Source organism: Bradyrhizobium sp. (assembly GCF_017881085.1).
GTDB lineage: Bacteria > Pseudomonadota > Alphaproteobacteria > Rhizobiales > Xanthobacteraceae > Bradyrhizobium.
In genome coordinates, this window is sequence record NZ_JADGRI010000094.1 from 1 (window position 1) to 16,427 (window position 16,427).

General features: G+C 63.0%; 17 protein-coding genes. 6 read left to right on the plus strand and 11 right to left on the minus strand.

Going from position 1 to position 16,427, the window contains the following annotated elements:
• Positions 1–164 (minus strand): hydrogenase maturation nickel metallochaperone HypA (locus QZ213_RS11490; RefSeq protein ID WP_291686203.1); only part of this gene is annotated, 164 nt, incomplete at its 3' end.
• Complete coding sequence (locus QZ213_RS11495) at positions 157–1,365, minus strand: nickel-dependent hydrogenase large subunit (protein ID WP_291686189.1); 1,209 nt, start codon at positions 1,363–1,365, stop codon at positions 157–159. The genes QZ213_RS11495 and QZ213_RS11490, both read right to left, overlap by 8 nt.
• A gap of 294 nt (positions 1,366–1,659) precedes the next feature.
• Between QZ213_RS11495 and QZ213_RS11500 the strand changes: the two genes are divergently transcribed.
• Positions 1,660–2,259 carry a HupE/UreJ family protein gene (locus QZ213_RS11500; protein WP_291686190.1) on the plus strand — a complete coding sequence of 200 codons (600 nt, stop codon included), beginning with the start codon at positions 1,660–1,662 and terminating at the stop codon, positions 2,257–2,259.
• A gap of 80 nt (positions 2,260–2,339) precedes the next feature.
• Here the strand turns inward: QZ213_RS11500 and hybE are convergent, their stop codons facing one another.
• From hybE to QZ213_RS11540, 8 genes are all read right to left on the minus strand, one after another.
• Positions 2,340–2,846: a [NiFe]-hydrogenase assembly chaperone HybE gene (hybE, locus tag QZ213_RS11505; protein ID WP_291686191.1), complete on the minus strand. Its 507-nt coding sequence runs from the start codon at positions 2,844–2,846 to the stop codon at positions 2,340–2,342.
• A 10-nt stretch (positions 2,847–2,856) separates the two neighbouring features.
• Complete coding sequence (locus tag QZ213_RS11510; RefSeq protein WP_291686192.1) at positions 2,857–3,111, minus strand: HypC/HybG/HupF family hydrogenase formation chaperone; 255 nt, start codon at positions 3,109–3,111, stop codon at positions 2,857–2,859.
• A 12-nt stretch (positions 3,112–3,123) separates the two neighbouring features.
• Positions 3,124–3,606 (minus strand): HyaD/HybD family hydrogenase maturation endopeptidase, encoded by a 483-nt coding sequence (locus QZ213_RS11515; RefSeq protein ID WP_291686193.1) that lies wholly within the window; start codon positions 3,604–3,606, stop codon positions 3,124–3,126.
• A 14-nt stretch (positions 3,607–3,620) separates the two neighbouring features.
• A complete protein-coding gene (locus QZ213_RS11520) occupies positions 3,621–5,327 on the minus strand; it encodes a nickel-dependent hydrogenase large subunit (protein WP_291686194.1) in 1,707 nt (568 codons plus the stop codon).
• 12 nt (positions 5,328–5,339) lie between these two features.
• Entirely contained in the window at positions 5,340–6,479 is a 1,140-nt protein-coding gene (gene hybB / locus QZ213_RS11525) for a Ni/Fe-hydrogenase cytochrome b subunit (RefSeq protein WP_291686195.1), read from the minus strand.
• 2 nt (positions 6,480–6,481) lie between these two features.
• On the minus strand, positions 6,482–7,492 hold the full coding sequence (gene hybA / locus QZ213_RS11530) for a hydrogenase 2 operon protein HybA (RefSeq protein WP_291686196.1): 1,011 nt from the start codon (positions 7,490–7,492) through the stop codon (positions 6,482–6,484).
• A 2-nt stretch (positions 7,493–7,494) separates the two neighbouring features.
• The gene (locus QZ213_RS11535) at positions 7,495–8,661 is read right to left on the minus strand and encodes a hydrogenase small subunit (RefSeq protein ID WP_291686197.1); all 1,167 of its coding nucleotides are present in this window, start codon (positions 8,659–8,661) and stop codon (positions 7,495–7,497) included.
• A 105-nt stretch (positions 8,662–8,766) separates the two neighbouring features.
• Complete coding sequence (locus QZ213_RS11540) at positions 8,767–9,498, minus strand: Crp/Fnr family transcriptional regulator (RefSeq protein ID WP_291686198.1); 732 nt, start codon at positions 9,496–9,498, stop codon at positions 8,767–8,769.
• Positions 9,499–9,766: 268 nt separating this feature from the next.
• Here QZ213_RS11540 and QZ213_RS11545 point away from each other — a divergent pair, with 268 nt between their 5' ends.
• The 4 genes from QZ213_RS11545 (at position 9,767) to QZ213_RS11560 (ending at position 14,629) form a co-directional block, all read left to right on the plus strand.
• Positions 9,767–10,270: a hypothetical protein gene (locus QZ213_RS11545; protein WP_291686199.1), complete on the plus strand. Its 504-nt coding sequence runs from the start codon at positions 9,767–9,769 to the stop codon at positions 10,268–10,270.
• Positions 10,271–10,674: 404 nt separating this feature from the next.
• The gene (locus QZ213_RS11550; protein WP_291686200.1) at positions 10,675–11,217 is read left to right on the plus strand and encodes a (2Fe-2S)-binding protein; all 543 of its coding nucleotides are present in this window, start codon (positions 10,675–10,677) and stop codon (positions 11,215–11,217) included.
• 128 nt (positions 11,218–11,345) lie between these two features.
• Positions 11,346–13,601 (plus strand): xanthine dehydrogenase family protein molybdopterin-binding subunit, encoded by a 2,256-nt coding sequence (locus QZ213_RS11555; protein WP_291686201.1) that lies wholly within the window; start codon positions 11,346–11,348, stop codon positions 13,599–13,601.
• On the plus strand, positions 13,598–14,629 hold the full coding sequence (locus QZ213_RS11560) for an FAD binding domain-containing protein (RefSeq protein ID WP_291686202.1): 1,032 nt from the start codon (positions 13,598–13,600) through the stop codon (positions 14,627–14,629). The genes QZ213_RS11555 and QZ213_RS11560 overlap by 4 nt, the downstream gene beginning before the upstream one ends.
• A 43-nt stretch (positions 14,630–14,672) precedes the next feature.
• Here the strand turns inward: QZ213_RS11560 and QZ213_RS11565 are convergent, their stop codons facing one another.
• Positions 14,673–15,152, minus strand: a complete 480-nt coding sequence (locus tag QZ213_RS11565; RefSeq protein ID WP_291686205.1) for a hypothetical protein — start codon at positions 15,150–15,152, stop codon at positions 14,673–14,675.
• Between QZ213_RS11565 and QZ213_RS11570 the strand changes: the two genes are divergently transcribed.
• On the plus strand, positions 15,045–15,848 hold the full coding sequence (locus tag QZ213_RS11570; protein ID WP_291686204.1) for an alpha/beta fold hydrolase: 804 nt from the start codon (positions 15,045–15,047) through the stop codon (positions 15,846–15,848). The genes QZ213_RS11565 and QZ213_RS11570 overlap by 108 nt on opposite strands.
• Positions 15,849–16,427 lie beyond the last annotated feature (579 nt).

Below are 16,427 nucleotides of genomic sequence, written 5' to 3' on the forward strand. Positions count from 1 at the left end.
CCGCCGAGCGCCGCTGCATCGACCGCAAAGCGCAGCGCATGGGCGTCGACATGGGAGAGCGTGCCGATCTCGAGCACGAGGCGGGTGACGCGGCGAGCGCGTGCGGCCGCGGCCTGCTCGTGCACCAGGTCGATCAGCGCCGTGGCGAGCGAAACCTCATGCATGAAGCGCGATCTCCCCGTAGGTCGGCGGTCGATGGTCGCCCAACATCTCGATCCTGAAGGGCACGCATGGATCGAAGCTCGCGGCGAGCAGTCGGGCGGCAAGCACCGGATCCGCGACCCGCGGCGCGGCGTCGAGCGCGGCCATGAACGGCCCCTCGGGGTGGAAATTCCACTCGGTCGGCGCGACACTGCGCAGCATCCGCACGCGACCGAAGGCCACGTCGACGAAATAGGCGAGGGGGCCGCGCGCGGTCTCCACGACGCCGGCGCCGCGTCCCGGTCGCGTCAGATCGACCTCGACCGGATCATCGTCCGCCAGCTCGTCGAGCGCGCGACACAGACGCCCGGCCACCACGGGAGCATCGAGAGCTGCGGCCAGCAGCCGCGTCGCGAGCGTCGGGCCCCAATGCGAGACGGCTTCGGCAATCAGCGGATGTCGCTGCGCCGCGAGCGGGCCGACCTCGGCCGGAGTGCCGTCGAGGGTCGGTGCATTGCAGAAAACGGGGTCCGCCGCGAGCCGGGCCGCGAACCAATCTGCGGCCATTGACGGGAGCAGCGGCCGATCATGGCGGCCATAGTCTGCCGGCATGTCGGCGCGTGCGGTGTTGATCAAACGTGCCGGTGTGCTGGCGCCACCTTGTATCGCGGGCTCCAGCTCGCGCCAGGACAACGCCGGATCGGCCGCTTCCGGAAACAGCTCGATAAGCAAACGGGCAAGTTCGGACACGGTGCGGGCTAGATCATCGCGGTCCGGCCGCAGCCTAGCTCCGCCGATCCGCACCCACGCACCATGCTCCGCGACGGTACTTACGGCGGCGGCGGCGCGACGGATATCCGCGCAGGCGCGCACATTGGGCGGTCCGCCGACGAGCGGTGGCCAATCCATCAAGATTCGCCAGCCCAAGGCAGCGCCATGCTCGGCGAGCAGCATCAGCTCTCGGAACGCGAGTTGGGCCGGCGACACTTCGATCCCCTGGGTCGCCTCGATCGCCGCGAGACTGGCGATGGCGTGGGCCGTGCCGCACAGCGGGAAAAGCCGCGCCAAGACTTGCGGGACGTCTTCTACGGGCTGCGCCGCCAAGGCGCCTGCAATGCCGCTGGCGCGAGTCGTGACCAAGCTCTTCGCCACCAGACGCCCGTCGGTCGTAAAGGCATCGAGGCGAATCTGTTGTTCGAGCGTTGGCCAAGCCAGCGTTGCCACTGGCGTTTCCTCCCGAAGCATGAGTGCAACGATGTCTAGCCACCCCACTCCGGCGCCGCGCGACCGGAACGGCCCAATCAATTATTGGCAAGACCTTGCAAATTATCGGGAAAAAACCACTGATCGATGTTGATCTAGGTCAACGCTCGCGGAGGAGTTTGAGCCCAAAAATCCAAAGCTGCGGGGGATTGTCCAGTTCACGACCATGCGACGGAAGTCGTAGAAGCAAACAAACGCGCAAAAAAGATTAGGTCGTCGCCTTAGCCGCAGCGGGAGATTTCGAAGGAGAAAGCCATGTCCCGAACGGCATTTCGTCTGCTTATGACGGTCGCCTTACTGCTCGCGCCCAGCGTCGCGTTTGCCCATCCCGGGCACGGTGAGGGTGGTAGCCTGTTGGCCGGGTTCATCCATCCATTTAGCGGTATCGATCATCTGCTGGCGATGACAGCCGTCGGCCTGTTCGCGGCCAATCTTGGCGGGCGTGCGCTGTGGGCAGTCCCGGCGACCTTCGTCGCCATGATGGCGCTCGGCGGCGTCTTCGGCGCAGCCGGCGTGTCGCTGCCCTTCGCGGAGACCGCCATCGCATTGTCGGTTCTGGTATTCGGGTTCGTGATTTTCTCCGGAATGACGCCGCCGGTTCTCGCCGCCATGGCGCTCGTCGGAATCTTTGCGATCTTCCACGGCCACGCGCACGGGACCGAAATGCCGGTCGGCGGCTCCGGGGTCGTCTATGGCATCGGCTTCATGGTCGCAACCACGTTGCTGCACGGCTTCGGTATCACGCTTGGCCTGGCAATACGGTGGTTCGACGATGTGCCTAGGCGTCGCGCCATGCAGGCCTGCGGCGTCGCGATCGCGCTGATCGGGGCGGGTCTTACGATCGGTCTTGTGTGATCGGGCGCAGAGCGCTTGCTAGGAAGTTGAACGCATCTTCCGCGACGGAGTTGCGCACGATCGTCCGCTAGGCGCCGGGTTCAGGCGTTCCGGTTCCCGAACAGCAGCGCGCGGCGATCGAGGCCGCTCGCTGCGTCGGAGCCGTTTTTTGCCGCGGTTTCCGACGTCACCTCAGGCAGTGTCATCAGCAATCCAAGCATCCGCCGTGCCTCGGCTTGTGCTTGACCCGGCAGCGTAAAGTTCAGCACCGGCGAATGCAGCGAATGGGCCTTATAGAGCCCGATCGTCCCGTCGCCGCCGACTACGAATGCCCGCTTGCCTGCGGGCAGTTCAATGGAAACGGTCCTGCCGATCTCGGCCATGTTCATCGGCACCGGCTCGATCGGCAGCGTGATCATGTTCATGAACCAGGGCGTGAGCACGACGCCCAACAGTTCGCCATCGCCAAAGGGGCGGAAGCCGGTCGCCTCGATGGCGATTTTGTCGTTGTAGATCGGCAGATCCCGCATTCCGGCATCGATGCGCTGGAATAGCTCGATCAGTGCCTGTACGCGGGGATGATCGTCGGAATCGCCAGAGGGTTTCATTGCGATGGATTCAAGCGACGCGCGCGGTCTGGGCCCGGTCGGCGAGCTCGGGGAAGAGATCTTCAAAGAACCGCCTGGCCGCTTGGGCATCCTCCCGCGCGATCTTGGTCACTGCATAGCGCTGCGCCTGCAGGGCGACGAAATCCCCCGGCTGCACCGTTTCCGACATCATCATCAGGCTAACGGTGAAGCGCTCGCCATAGACATCGACGACCGCCATCGGCCCATCGATTGAAATCACCTCGGCTGGAACGGCGATGCACATTCTTGCGATGACCTATTGCAGCCGCAGCGTTGGCGCAGCACCGAGACGGGTGAGTTCATCGACGATCATGGTCACGGCCGCATCGCGTCCGTCGGCAGCTGCCGGCGACAGCTCCAAGCCGAGGCTCAGATTCTGCGGAACGACACCGATGATGACGACCCGGCGTGGTGCCTTGTCGATGAGGCACAGCGCGGCAAGCATGTCCGAGAGGCCCAATTGGTGCGGCGAAAACCGGGTCTCGAACAGCATCCTGATGTTCTCGTTTTCGAGCCGGATCAGGCGACCGGCCGGCCCATCGGCGTTCACGGCGTCGGCGACGATCAGGCAGTCGCGGTCGGCGACCATGTCGAGCAGATCCATGCCCGAGGTGCCGCCATCGAGCAATTCTACGCCATCCGGCAGATCGTGCGAGGCATCGAGCGCTTCAACGATGCGCACGCCGACGCCTTCATCCGACAGGAGGATGTTGCCGAGGCCGAGGACCAGAATGCTCACGATTGCGCCTTCTTTCACATCGCCTTGATTTGAACGATCGGCCGCTTCTCGGCGTCGACCATGTGGACCGCGCAGGCGATGCAGGGGTCGAACGAGTGCACGGTGCGCAGCACCTCGAGCGGCAGGTTTGCATCGGCAACGGGGGTATCGATGAGCGAGGCCTCGTAGGGGCCGGGCTCGTCGTTCTGGTCGCGCGGGCCGGCGTTCCAGGTCGAGGGCACGACGCACTGGTAATTGTCGATCTTGCCGTCCTTGATCACGACCCAGTGCGAAAGCACGCCGCGCGGCGCCTCGTGATAACCGAAGCCGCGCACCTCGCCCTTGGGGAATACCGGCCGATTGAAGGTGCGGGTATCGCCCTTGGCGATGTTGTCGAGCAGCAGCTGCCACTGGTTCTGCAGCGCTTCGTGCAGCACCGCGCAGCGCACGGCGCGGGCCGCGATGCGCCCGATTGTCGAGTGCAGCGCGCTGAGCGGGATCGGCGCACCGGCGACCTTGCTCGCGACCTCGACCAGCTTGGTCAGGTGCCGCTTGGTCGGCTCGTGGCCGGCGGCGTACATGCCCAGCACGTTGGCGAGCGGACCGACCTGCGCGCGCTTGTCGAGGAAGGTCGGCGCCTTGATCCAGGAGTATTTCCCGTCGTCGTGGAAATCGTCGTATTTCGGCGTGGTCTGACCGTCGAAAGGATGCAGCGCGGCGTTCGTGCCCGAATACTCGTACCAGGAGTGCTTGACCGCTTCCTTGACGCCGTCGCGGAAAAAGGCGTCCTGATAACTTTTGATCGCTTGGAACTTCGACAGGTCACCCGCCGGGATGTAGCCGCCGGGAAGCTCGAACACCGTCCCTTTGGTATCGAGCGGGAGATCGGGCACCGACAGATAATTGGTGACGCCGGCGCCGTATTTCGTCCAATCCGCGTAGAGCGCGCCGACCGCGGCGACGTCGTTCATCATCGCGTTGTTGATGAAGTCGCCGAGCTGGTCGATCAGCGCTTTGATGGCGTACAGCCGTTCCAGGGTCAGGGTCGACTGGCTTTCGGGATTGATCGCATTCGCCACGCCACCGACCGCGAGGTTCTGGATGTGCGGCGTCTTGGAACCCAGGATGGTGACGATCTTGTTGGCGATGCGTTGCACTTCGAGTGCCTGAATGTAATGCGTCGCCGCCAGCAGGTTGACATCCGGCGGCAGCTTCATGGCCGGGTGGCCCCAATAGCCCGAGGCGAATACGCCGAGATTGCCGCTGTCGACGAAGGTTTTCAGCTTGTCGCGCACCGACCGGATGTTGGGGATACTGTTGGCTTTGTAGTCGGACAGGGTCGCGCCGAGCTTGGACGCACCCTCCGGATCACCCTTGAGCGCCGAGACGATATCGACCCAGTCGAGCGCGGCGAGATGATAGAAATGCACGATATGGTCGTGCACGCCGTGCGCCGTGATGATCATGTTGCGGATATACTGGGCGTTGAGCGGAACTTCGAGATTGAGGGCGTTTTCCACCGCGCGTACCGAGGTGATGGCGTGCACCGTCGTGCAAACGCCGCAGATCCGTTGCGTGAAGATCCAGGCGTCGCGCGGGTCGCGATCTTTGAGGATGAGCTCGATACCCCGCCACATCTGACCCGACGACCAGGCCTTGGTCACCTTGCCGCCGTCGACTTCGCAGTCGATGCGCAGATGCCCCTCGATGCGGGTGATGGGGTCGATCGTTATGCGAGTCAAAGTAGCCTCCTATTAGCGACGCGCGGCATCGCCGTGCAGCACTGGCAAGGTCTTGATGAAGATGAGGTAGAGAAGCACTTCGAGCGCGACGACGCCGATCGACACCATCAGCTCGGGTACGGAAGGGAAGTAGGACCAATTGTTGAGCGGCTGATAGCCGATCAGATAGGCATCGAGGCGGTAGAGCGATCCGCCGGCGAGCAGCGCGACGGCGCCGAGGAACGAAGCCCGCTGGCTCGCGCGCCCGGCCGGCGTGATGAACACCAGGGCGGCAGCGAGGAACATGGCGTTCTCGACCCAGAACAGGAAGACACTGATGCTGCCGATGAAGGCCAGCGGCAGGGCGTTGCGCGCGAACAGATCGCCAAAGCGCAGTACGAGCCAGGCGACGGTGATCCAGCCGACGACGATTGACATCTTCGAGATCAATGCGTGTTCGGACGGCAGCGAGAAGGTCTTTGAAACGACCGTCGCCTCGAACATCACCACGGCATAGCCCATGGCCAGCGCGCTGATGACGAACAAGGCCGGCAGCCAGAGCGTGAACCACAGCGGGGAGAGTCTGTATTCCATCACCAGCAGCATCGATCCGAGCGAGGACTGGTGCATGGTCGGCAGCAGCACGCCGAGCGCGACGATCACGAACATCCAACGTTCAAGAATGCGCTTGATACCGACAAAACCGAAACGCTCGAGGAACGCCGGCGAAAACTCGATCCACAGCACCACCACGTAAGCCATCACGCAAAGCGCGACCTCGAACATGACCGAGTTGAGCTGGGCGTGCCACGGCAGCAGCAGGTTATAGGCCTGCCAATAGCGGCCGAGATCGAAAATCACGGCAAAGCCGCCGAGTGTATAGCCAAATAATCCGCTGAGCAGCGCCGGCCGCATCAACGGATGGTATTGGCCGCGATTGAAGATGTAGACCAGCAACGCCATGGCGAAGCCGCCGCAGCCGAACGCGGTGCCGATGATGACGTCTACGACGACCCAGATTCCCCAAGGGTAGCCGGGGTTGATGTTGGCGACCGCGCCGAGCCCGAAGAGGAATCGCTGAAGCAGGAAACAGAAGGCGATGACGACCAGCGCGACGAGCACTAGCGTGGTCGGCGTTACCAGGCTTCTGCGCAGCGGTGCTGCCGTGCTCACGATCAACCCTCCTTGGACGGCGGCGCGTCGTCGTCGTGGTGCAGTGCCAAGTTGCGACGAGCCAGGAACGCGAACCCCACGAAGGCGACGAGCGGCGCGATCAGCCACTGATAAATTGTGTGCTGCATGCCTTCGGAGAGCGAGGCGGGAGACTGCCGTCCGACGGTCGGCAATCCGAGTTTCGGGAACGGCACGCCGGCGAGATAGCGCACCTGGGTGCCGCCGGCTTCGTGCTCGCCGTAGACGCCTTTGACGTAGGTCGGAATTGTCGCCGCATTGGGCGGACGGTTCTCGCCGATCTTGCCGCGCGGGAACTGATAGGGAGTACCGGGAGCCGCGGCGGTCCTACGCTCAATCTCCCGTTCAAGCTCCTTGACCGGCCCGAACAGCGAGGCCCCGGTTGGACATACGTCGCAGCAGGCGGGAATCTTGCCGTCCTTCTGCAGATGCCTGCAGAACTCGCACTTGGCGATTTTTCCCAAGGCGCTGCTGAAATCGAATTGCGGCACGCCGAACGGACAGCCGTAGACGCAGTAGCGGCAGCCGATGCAGACATCCGGGTCATAGCTGACGATGCCGGTTGCCGCGTCCTTCTGCATGGCGCCGACTGGGCAGACCGAAACGCATGACGGGTCGATGCAATGCAGGCAATGCCGCTTGACGAAGGCAAAACCGTTGATCTCGTGGTCCTTCTGCTCCGCGGTGCCGTTGCGATAGACCTTGATGACGTTGAGCGTGCGGCCCGACAAATCCTCCGCAGAATCCCAGGTGTTCTCGTTCCAGCCGGTCAGGGTCGCCGGGACCTCAGCCGGCATCTTGTTGGCCTCCTTACAGGCGGCCACGCACGCCCTGCAGCCGATACAAAGCGTCGAGTCGTAGAGCATTCCGACCGCCTGCGGCGATATCTGCTTCGGCGGCCGTGCGATGGCGGCCGATGCCTCGGTGGGCACGGCCGCCGCCGCGGTGGCGAAACCGGCGCCCCTCAGGAAATCCCTGCGGTCGACCTCGGTCATGGCTAGACCCGCTCTTTCGTCTCGTCCGGTGCGCTCTTCTTGCCGTCGCCCATCTGCTTGAGCAGCATCGCGCCGGCGCCCACCACGAGGCCGCCCACCACGCCGACCGCTGCCGCGGCGCCGATGCTGATGCCCTTGCCCTTTTCGGCGTCGACCTGCGGGAAGGCGGTCGGCGGCGTCAGAGTCTTGACCGTCGAGAGCGCGTGCAGCGGCTTGCGGAACCCGGTTTCTTTCTCGGTACAGCCGAAACATGGATGCCCGGTGCCCACCGGCCACGAGCCGAAGCCGACGTCGCCGAAACCGATCGATGGGCAGTTAGCGTAGGTCTCCGGACCCTTGCAGCCGATCTTGTAGAGGCAGAAACCCTGACGGTGGCCTTCGTCGCCGAACTCGAGGGCGAAACGCCCGGCATCGAAATGCGGCCGCCGCTCGCAGTTCTCGTGGATCAATCGGCCATAGGCGAATTTGGGCCGATTCTGTTGGTCGAGCTCGGGCGGGCGACCGAAGGTCAGCAGGTAGAGGACGGTCGACAGAAAATTGTAGGGGCTGGGCGGGCAGCCCGGGATATTGATCACCAACTTGCCGGGAATGACCTCGTGCGTGCCGACTGCGCCTGTCGGGTTTGGATCGGCCGATTGGATGCCACCCCAGGCTGCGCATGAGCCGATAGCAATGACGGCGGCCGCGCCCTCGGCGGCCTCGCGGATGAGTTCGACTTGAGTCTTACCGCCGACCTTGCAGTAGATGCCGCCATCCTTCATCGGCGTTCCGCCCTCGGTCACGAGCACGTACTTGCCTTTGTTTTTCTCCATCATTGCGTGTTTGTAATCCAGCGCCTGCTTTCCGGCGCCGATGCACAGCGTGTCGTGATAGTCGAGCGAGATGACATCCAGAAGGATCGCCTCCAGCGTCGGGTGGTAGGATCGCAGCAGCGATTCCGTGCAGCCGGTGCATTCCTGCCCATGCAGCCAGATCACCGGCGGCCTTGCCGGCGCTGTCGCCGCCTCTGCCATGCGCACGCCTGCGGTCGCCGAGAGCCCCATCGTGGCGGCTATCCCGGCGCAGAACTGCAGCATCTGCCGGCGGGTCAGCCCTCCGAATACCGGTTCATCGGGGTTAGGCCCCAGACAGGCCTCGAAATCGATGTCGGGATTGCAGGTAGCGTCCATGGGCCGGCCCCTGTGAGATTCCTACGTAAGACGCGCTATCAGGGGCGCCGGAAAACGGCGATGACGATTGTCAATTTTTTCGGATAAGGCTGACGCTGCGACGACTCACGCCGAAATCAGGCGATCGATTTCGCCCGCGAGCGCTTCCACGCTGGGGATCGTGACCTGGCGACCGGAAAAGTGTGCCACTCCATCGGTCTCGAGCCGTCCAATGATACGAGAGATGGTCTCGTGGCGCGTGCCGACCATCGAGGCGAGGTCCCGGCGCGACACAGGCAGGTCGATCGATTGCGAGCCGTTCGAGTGCCGACGCCCGTGCCGTTGCACCAGGACGAGCAGAAGATGCACGAGCTTATGGCGGTTCGACAGTGTCGCCTGACGAAACATCATGTCGTGAGCGTGTTCGAGCTCGCCGATCGAGCGTTTGAGAAAACGCAGGCCAAGCGCCGGGTTGCCGGCAAGCAGAGCCGTAATCGCCGCGCGGTCGATGTGACACACTACGCTCGGACCCAGCGCTTCGGCACTGGTCTTGTGTTCGCTGCCGGTGAGGAATGAACGGTATCCGATTGTGTCGCCCGCATAGGCCAGTTCCAACAGTACCGAATTACCGTTGTCATCGAGCCGGCGGATTCCAACGGTGCCGCCGGAGACGCAGTGCACGCCGTCGTTCTGCTCTCCCTGGACGAAGACAACCTCGCCGGAACCATATTCGCGTCGCCGCCGTCCACCGGCCAGCAAGGCGCTCGCGGTTTCGTCAAGATCGTGCCAAACGCTCCGCGGCCCGACGTGGCAGACAACGCAGGCATGATTCTCGTGCTTCGTGCAGCTTTGCGCCATGGTCTATGCCGCGCCTCGGGCGTCCGAGGCGCTCTTTCGATCTGGTCGCGCTAGAATTCGACTGGCATGATGACCCGGCCCAGGCCGGAGGTTTTGATATACCGCAATTAAACTGGCGGCCTCCATCCAAGGTAGTAGCCCCTAATTGCGGCACTCGGCCGGTCTTGCGAGGCCCCCGACGATCTCAGTCCGCCGGGGCGAGGCGCTCGCCGGACGATATCGAGCAAAATTGACGATCATCAACGACGATTGACGTGCTTCCGGCTAATTGCCCAATGGTCCGCAGGATCGGCAGGAAGCCGCGGAGGCGGGCGTCGTTATCCGGGTGCAAGCCATGCAGCGGTCTGGTTCTTATGTTGCGGCTGCCGTCGTCATCGTGGCTGTTGTGGCGGCCGTTGCTTGGGTGCTTACCACGCAACCACAAGCGTTCCCTGGCCTGCAGACGGTCGGTCTCTATAAGTTCAAGGCGATGCCGGTCGGTGCCGATGGACCGCTGAAGGAATGCGTCGTGTGCCACAGCGTCGAGACCGGCGGGCCGCTTCGCGTGGGGCCCCCGCTGCACGGTATCGTGGGGGCACGCAAGGCGCGGACGGAATGGTACGGCTATTCGGCGGCGCTGCGGAAGGCCGAGGGCGACTGGACCGAAGCCGATCTCGACAAGTTTCTGACTTCGCCAAGCAAGTTCCTGCCGGGTACGTCGAAAACCCTCATCGGCATTCCCGATGCCAAGCAGCGTGCGGACATTATCGCGGCTCTGAAGAAGGCGCCGTAATAGGCCCCGGTTTGCGGAGCTAGAATTACATCTACGCCGACGGCACCGATTTTGTGCTTTTTGAAAATATGATCCGGCAACTACTCGCGGCCATGCAACAATCGTGCATTGCCACGCGGATCGACTACATTGCGCTCCGCAAGTTTGCCGCAAAGCAATGACGAACAAGATTTGATTCTTCCTATTGATCCTCGTCAAAGCGGAGCAATGCAAATTGTTCAACATATAAAATTGTAAGCGCATCCTTGACCCCTGCGAAGAACGCTTGTCGCTCAAGCAGAGATAATAATTCGACTGGAAACTCGATGGGTCGGAGCCGGCACCATAAAAGCGATCATGGCAGGCATTCCATGTCGCGCCGATCATTCTTGAGAGGTTCGGGGATTGGCGCCGCGAGTACGGTGATGCTCGATACAACGTTGCCAGATTTTCTCGCTTCAGACGCGCAGGCCGCGGAACGGGATGCCGTCGGTCCGGGGCCGGTTCCGCTGACGCTCGACGTGAACAATGTGTCGCATTCGCTATTCATCGAGCCGAAAACGACGTTAGCCGAAGCATTGCGCGATTCGCTCGATTTGACCGGAACCAAGGTCGGTTGCGACCGCGGCGCTTGTTCGGCTTGCACGGTCTGGCTCGACGGGAAGCCGATCGCAGCTTGTATGATGCTGGCAATCGATGTCGGCAGTCGCAAGATTACGACGATCGAAGGATTGGCGCACGGTGACGAGCTGCATCCCGTGCAGTCTGCTTTCATCGCGCATGACGCCGTGCAGTGCGGGTTCTGCACGCCGGGTCTCGTGATGAGTTGCGCAGCGCTGCTCGAAAGCAATCCGACCCTCACGATCGACGATATCAAAGCAGCAACCAGTGGCCATCTCTGCCGCTGCGGCACCCATCCGCATGTACATGACGCGATGCTGGATGCGTCCCGGATTAGGAAGACCTAATCATGACGTCCGCCGATACGCGCTCGCAAAAATATCCCGTCGGAATCGACAGCGTGTCGATGGCAGAGATCGAGCGTCGCGTTCCCGCCGGCGAGGCGCCGCCGCTTCCGCCAAATGCACAGCTGGCCGTGATCGGAAAATCAATTCCGCGCATTAATGGCCGCGCCAAGGTCACGGGTGCGGCCCCGTTCACGGTCGACGTGAAACTGCCGGGCATGCTGTACGCACGCCTATTGCGATCGCCGTTGCCGCATGCCCGTGTCATGTCGATTGATATAGGTGCCGCAGAACGGCATCCGGGGGTGCGCGCGATCCACGTCATCAACGACGTGGTGGGACGTGCCGTCGAGACGACCGGACAGAATACGCCTGCCGGGACAAGCGGTCGTCGCGTTCTCTATGTTGGCGATCCGATCGCCGCGGTCGCCGCCGTCACGCCGGAGGCGGCGCAGGCAGCGGTGGATCTGATCAAAGTCGATTATCAGCCGCTTGCATTCGTGGTTGATCTCGAGGATGCACGCAAGCCCGACGCGCCACGCGTCTTCACGCATCCGGTACATGGTGAGAGCTTTGCCGGCGGAAACCCGGCGGGCGCCGCGCTGCCGCAACAGGGCAATGTCCTCGGCCCGAATAAAAGCGGCTCGCGCGGCGATGCCGCAGCCGGGTTCGCGGATGCCGATGTCGTCGTCGAGCACGAGTTCCGCACCCAAGTGCAGACCCATTGCTGCCTCGAGCCGCACGGTCTGGTGGCCGACTGGCGAAAGGATGGCCTCACCGTCCACATGTCTACGCAATTTACGGCCGGCATACGCGCCGAACTCGCCGCAGCCTTCGGCCTGCCGCTCAGCCGCGTGCGTGTGATCGTCGATGCGATGGGCGGCGGGTTCGGATCGAAGTCCAGCGCCGGCAATTATGCGCGTGCGGCGGTCACGCTGTCGCGCCAAGCCAATGCTCCGGTCAGGCTCGTGCTTGACCGGCACGAGGAGCAGATCGACAGCGGCAATCGCCCGGCGACGGTGCAACGGCTGCGCGTCGGGGCGCGGCGCAATGGCACGCTCACAGCGATTGCCATCGACACTTACGGGACGTCCGGCGTCGGGCTCGGCGCCGGCATCGGCAACTTCGCTCAAGCAATTTACGATTGCGCCAATTTCGAATTGCTCCAGTCCGATGTCTTCATCAATGCCGGCCCGGGCTGCGCGATGCGCGCGCCCGGCAATGTTCCAGGCGCCTTCGCGCTCGAACAGACTATCGATGAGCTAGCCGAGAAACTCGGCATGGATCCCTTGACGTTGCGCGAGCGGATCGATCTGAGCGCGGTGCGCCGCGAAGAACGGCGCATCGGGGCCGCGCGCTTCGGCTGGAACCGCCGGCGGGCGCCCGGCAGCGATAGCGGTCCCATCAAGCGCGGCCTTGGCATGGCGCAATCGCTTTGGGGAGCCAACGTACGAACCAATTCGGCCTGCGAAGTTCGCATATTCCGCGACGGCTCCGTCGAGGTGCTTTCGAGCGTCCAGGACATCGGGACCGGCATCGGCACCGTGCTGGCGCAAGTCGTTGCGGAGGAACTGGGCTTGCGGCCCGAGGACATCACGGTTCGCATCGGCGACACGGAATATCCTGCGGGCCCGCCATCGTATGGAAGTCTGACAACGGCGTCGATCACGCCGCCGGCCAGAAATGCCGCGTATCAGGTGCTGCGAAAACTTATCGAGATTGTGGCGCCGTCCATCGCGGCGGCTGCCGGAAACTTAGTGGCGCGTGCCGGTCGAATCAGCACTGCCGACAACAGTCGCAGTATCGGTTTTCGGGAGGCGGCGGCGCAATTGCCCACCGATCAAATCGGCGTCGTCGCGAGCCGCTCCGACGATTATGCCGGCTTCGCTCGCAAGATGGGCGATATGGCCTCGGCGCAAAACGCGCTGGGCGGCGTGCAATTTGCCGAGGTTGCGGTCGACACCGAGACCGGGATCGTTCGCGTGGAACGCGTCGTCGCGGTGCAAGACTGCGGTCGCCCGATGAACCCCCTGCAAATCGAGAGCCAGGTTCAGGGCGGAATCCTGCAAGGGATTTCCTATGCCTTGTTCGAGGAGCGCATCCTCGACCGGCACACCGGCCATATGCTCAATGCCAACCTGGAACAATACAAGATCCTGCGCTCGCGCGAGACACCTGCGATAGAAGTGCACCTGCTGGAAAATTATCAGGGCATGAGCGCGACCGACGCCTATGGCATCGCCGAGCCGTCGAATATCGCCACCGCTCCTGCGATCGCAAATGCCGTCTACAACGCGATCGGCGTGCGCCTGCGGCAGTTGCCGATGTCACCCGCCGCCGTTCTGGCCGCGCTCGGCCGAATTCCACAGCGGAGCGGACCGACATGAATAGCTTCGAATGGAGCAGCCCGCGCGACATCGCGCAAGCGGCTGGCGTCGCCACAACGACAGTGGCGGCGGCGATGGTCAGCCAGAGCGGGCGGCTTTCGACCGACGGCGTGGTCTTCAAGGCCGGAGGCATCGACCTGCTCGATTTAATGAAGGAAGGCCTGCTGGCGCCGCGCGGCATCGTGAACTTGCGCGAGATTCCCGATCTTGCTGTCATTGCGCAGGCGGACGATGGCGGCGTGCGTATCGGGGCGAATGTTACGCTCGCGCAGCTCGCCGCCGATCCTGTCATACGCACGCGTTTTCTCGCCTTGGCCGATGTCGCGGGCAATTCCGCCAGCCCGCAGATTCGCCAGGTGGCGACGATTGGCGGGAATCTGCTGCAGCGCCCGCGCTGCTGGTATTTCCGCTCGCGCGATCACCACTGCGCCCGCAAGGGCGGCGAGGTCTGCTTCGCATTCGCCGGGGAGAATCAATATCACGCCATTTTCGACCACAACGGGTGCGCGATGGTGCATCCCTCGACCTCGGCGACCGCATTGGTTGCGCTCGGTGCCAAGCTTGAGCTCACCGGTGCGGCGGGAACCAAGCGGGTCGTGGGTTTGGAACAGTTCTTCCTGCTGCCCGAGGTCGACATTCAGCGTGAGAATGATCTGACACCGGGCGAAATTCTTACCGCGATCTTGCTGCCGCCGCCGGCGCCGACGTCGCGATCGATCCACATCAAGCAAGGCGAAACCGATTCGTTCGATTGGCCGATCGCCGATGTCGCGGTCGCGCTCGACACGGCGCCGGGTGGAGCATGTCGAGCCGCAGCGGTCATTCTCGGCGCCGCGGCACCGGTGCCGCATCGTGCCAAAGCGGCCGAGGCATTGCTGGTCGGAAAGACGATCGATGCGGATGTCGCTCGCGCCGCCGCTCACGCCGCCTTGCAGGGCGCCGCGCCGCTGACCAAGAACGCCTACAAGCTTCCGATTTTCGAGACGCTGGTGCGCCGCGCGATTCTTGCCGTTGTCCGCGGAGGATAGCGCAAGAATTAAAAGGGCGAGCTCCGCCGCGAAGTAAAGGGGGCTATTTCATGGTCACACGAAGAGAAGCGACCGCTGGCATCCTCTCGACCGCCGTTCTCGCGGGTACGCCCGGCCTCGCAGCACAGGAAGCAATGACCGTGAAACTGCCACCGCCGCGCGCGGGCCTAATTTCGTCCATTACAATAAAGTCCGCGTGTTTCAGCGCTTTTTCGTAGCGTGCAATTTTCTCCATGCAACACGGATGCAACATGGATGCGATGAAAGTCTGATTTTGTTCTCCCCACGCTGCCATCCAATCTGATAGGCATTCGCGACCGCCATGACTCGGCACCTCACGCCCGCCACCGCGACCTTCATCGGCGCCGCCGGCAATAAACTCGTCGCCGACGTGTTCGGCGACAGCGGCTCGCCCGTGCTGTTGCTGCATGGCGGCGGCCAGACCCGCCACGCCTGGCATAAAACCGCGCAAGAGATCGCGCGCAAGGGTCATACAGCCTATGCGCTCGATCAACGCGGCCATGGAGACTCCGACTGGGTGGCGAACGGCGCCTACGAATTCTCGGATTATGCCGCCGACGCAAAGGTCGTTGCCGCCGAACTCGCCCGCCGCTCGGGCGCAAAGCCGATAGCAATTGGTGCTTCGCTCGGCGGCATTGCTTCGCTTCTCGCTGAAGGCGAGTCCCAACGCGACAAGGGCGCCAATGTCTTCTCCGCGCTAGTGCTTGTCGACATCACCCCGCGCGTGGACCAAACCGGTGTTGCAAAGGTTCTCGGCTTCATGCGCGCACATGCCAATGAAGGATTCGCGTCGATCGCCGAGGCCGCGCAGGCGGTCGCCGATTATCTTCCGCAGCGGCCGCGGCCGAAAAGCAATGAGGGACTGAAGAAGAATCTCCGCCTGTCGCCCGATGGCCGCTGGCGTTGGCACTGGGATCCGCGATTCCTCGACGGTCCGCGGGCGGCCGGAACGGACCGCCGTGCGCTTGAGGTGGCCTTGATCGAGGCTGCGCGCAGCATCCAGATCCCCGCTCTGCTGGTGCGCGGCGCATCCTCAGAGCTCGTGAAGGAGGTGCATGCCAAAGAATTTCTCGAGCTCGTACCGCACGCCGATTACGTCGATGTCAGCGGTGCGCGGCATATGGTGGCGGGCGACCGTAACGATCACTTTTCCGCTGCCGTCTTATCCTTCATCGGGCGGCTATCGACGGCGGAGTGATTTTGGGCCACGGGGGCGGAGCCAAAGCGGGCCAGCGGCGAAAGAAGCGCCGATATGCAAAGGCGCCCTATAGGATCTGAATTGGCGGGTCGTTTGTGCCCCAATCGGCGTCTAAGGCTCAGCCCGCTGCGGTTGTTTGGGAGCTATTGCCGGAGCATGGGAGATCGGAGGGCGACCGGAGTCACGGTTGGGCGCCGATTCACAGTATGAAAAAGCTGAGCCCTAGAGAGACCCATTCGGAGAAGGCTAGTTTCCAGCTCCTCTCCCTCCGCCATTACGAGTAGTAAATATCTGAGTTGATTTGCTTTTCCGATTAGCCCGCTATTAGCCCCACATTCAGCCCCACATCGCGTCGTTTATCGACCACCGGCACCACAGACCATGAACCCATTCCTGACACCGCTAGATCAGGCCGCGCAAATGCAATAATCTCTCTATGACGCTGGTATAAAAAATCCGTCAGGTCAGTTTTGCCTCTTTTCACCAGCATTACGTCGTCACGGTAGTTTGAAGGACGAATGACGCTTCCCTGCGGGGCCTAACGCACGCTTTTCCAAGGGTCCAATTTTTCTTTGGATT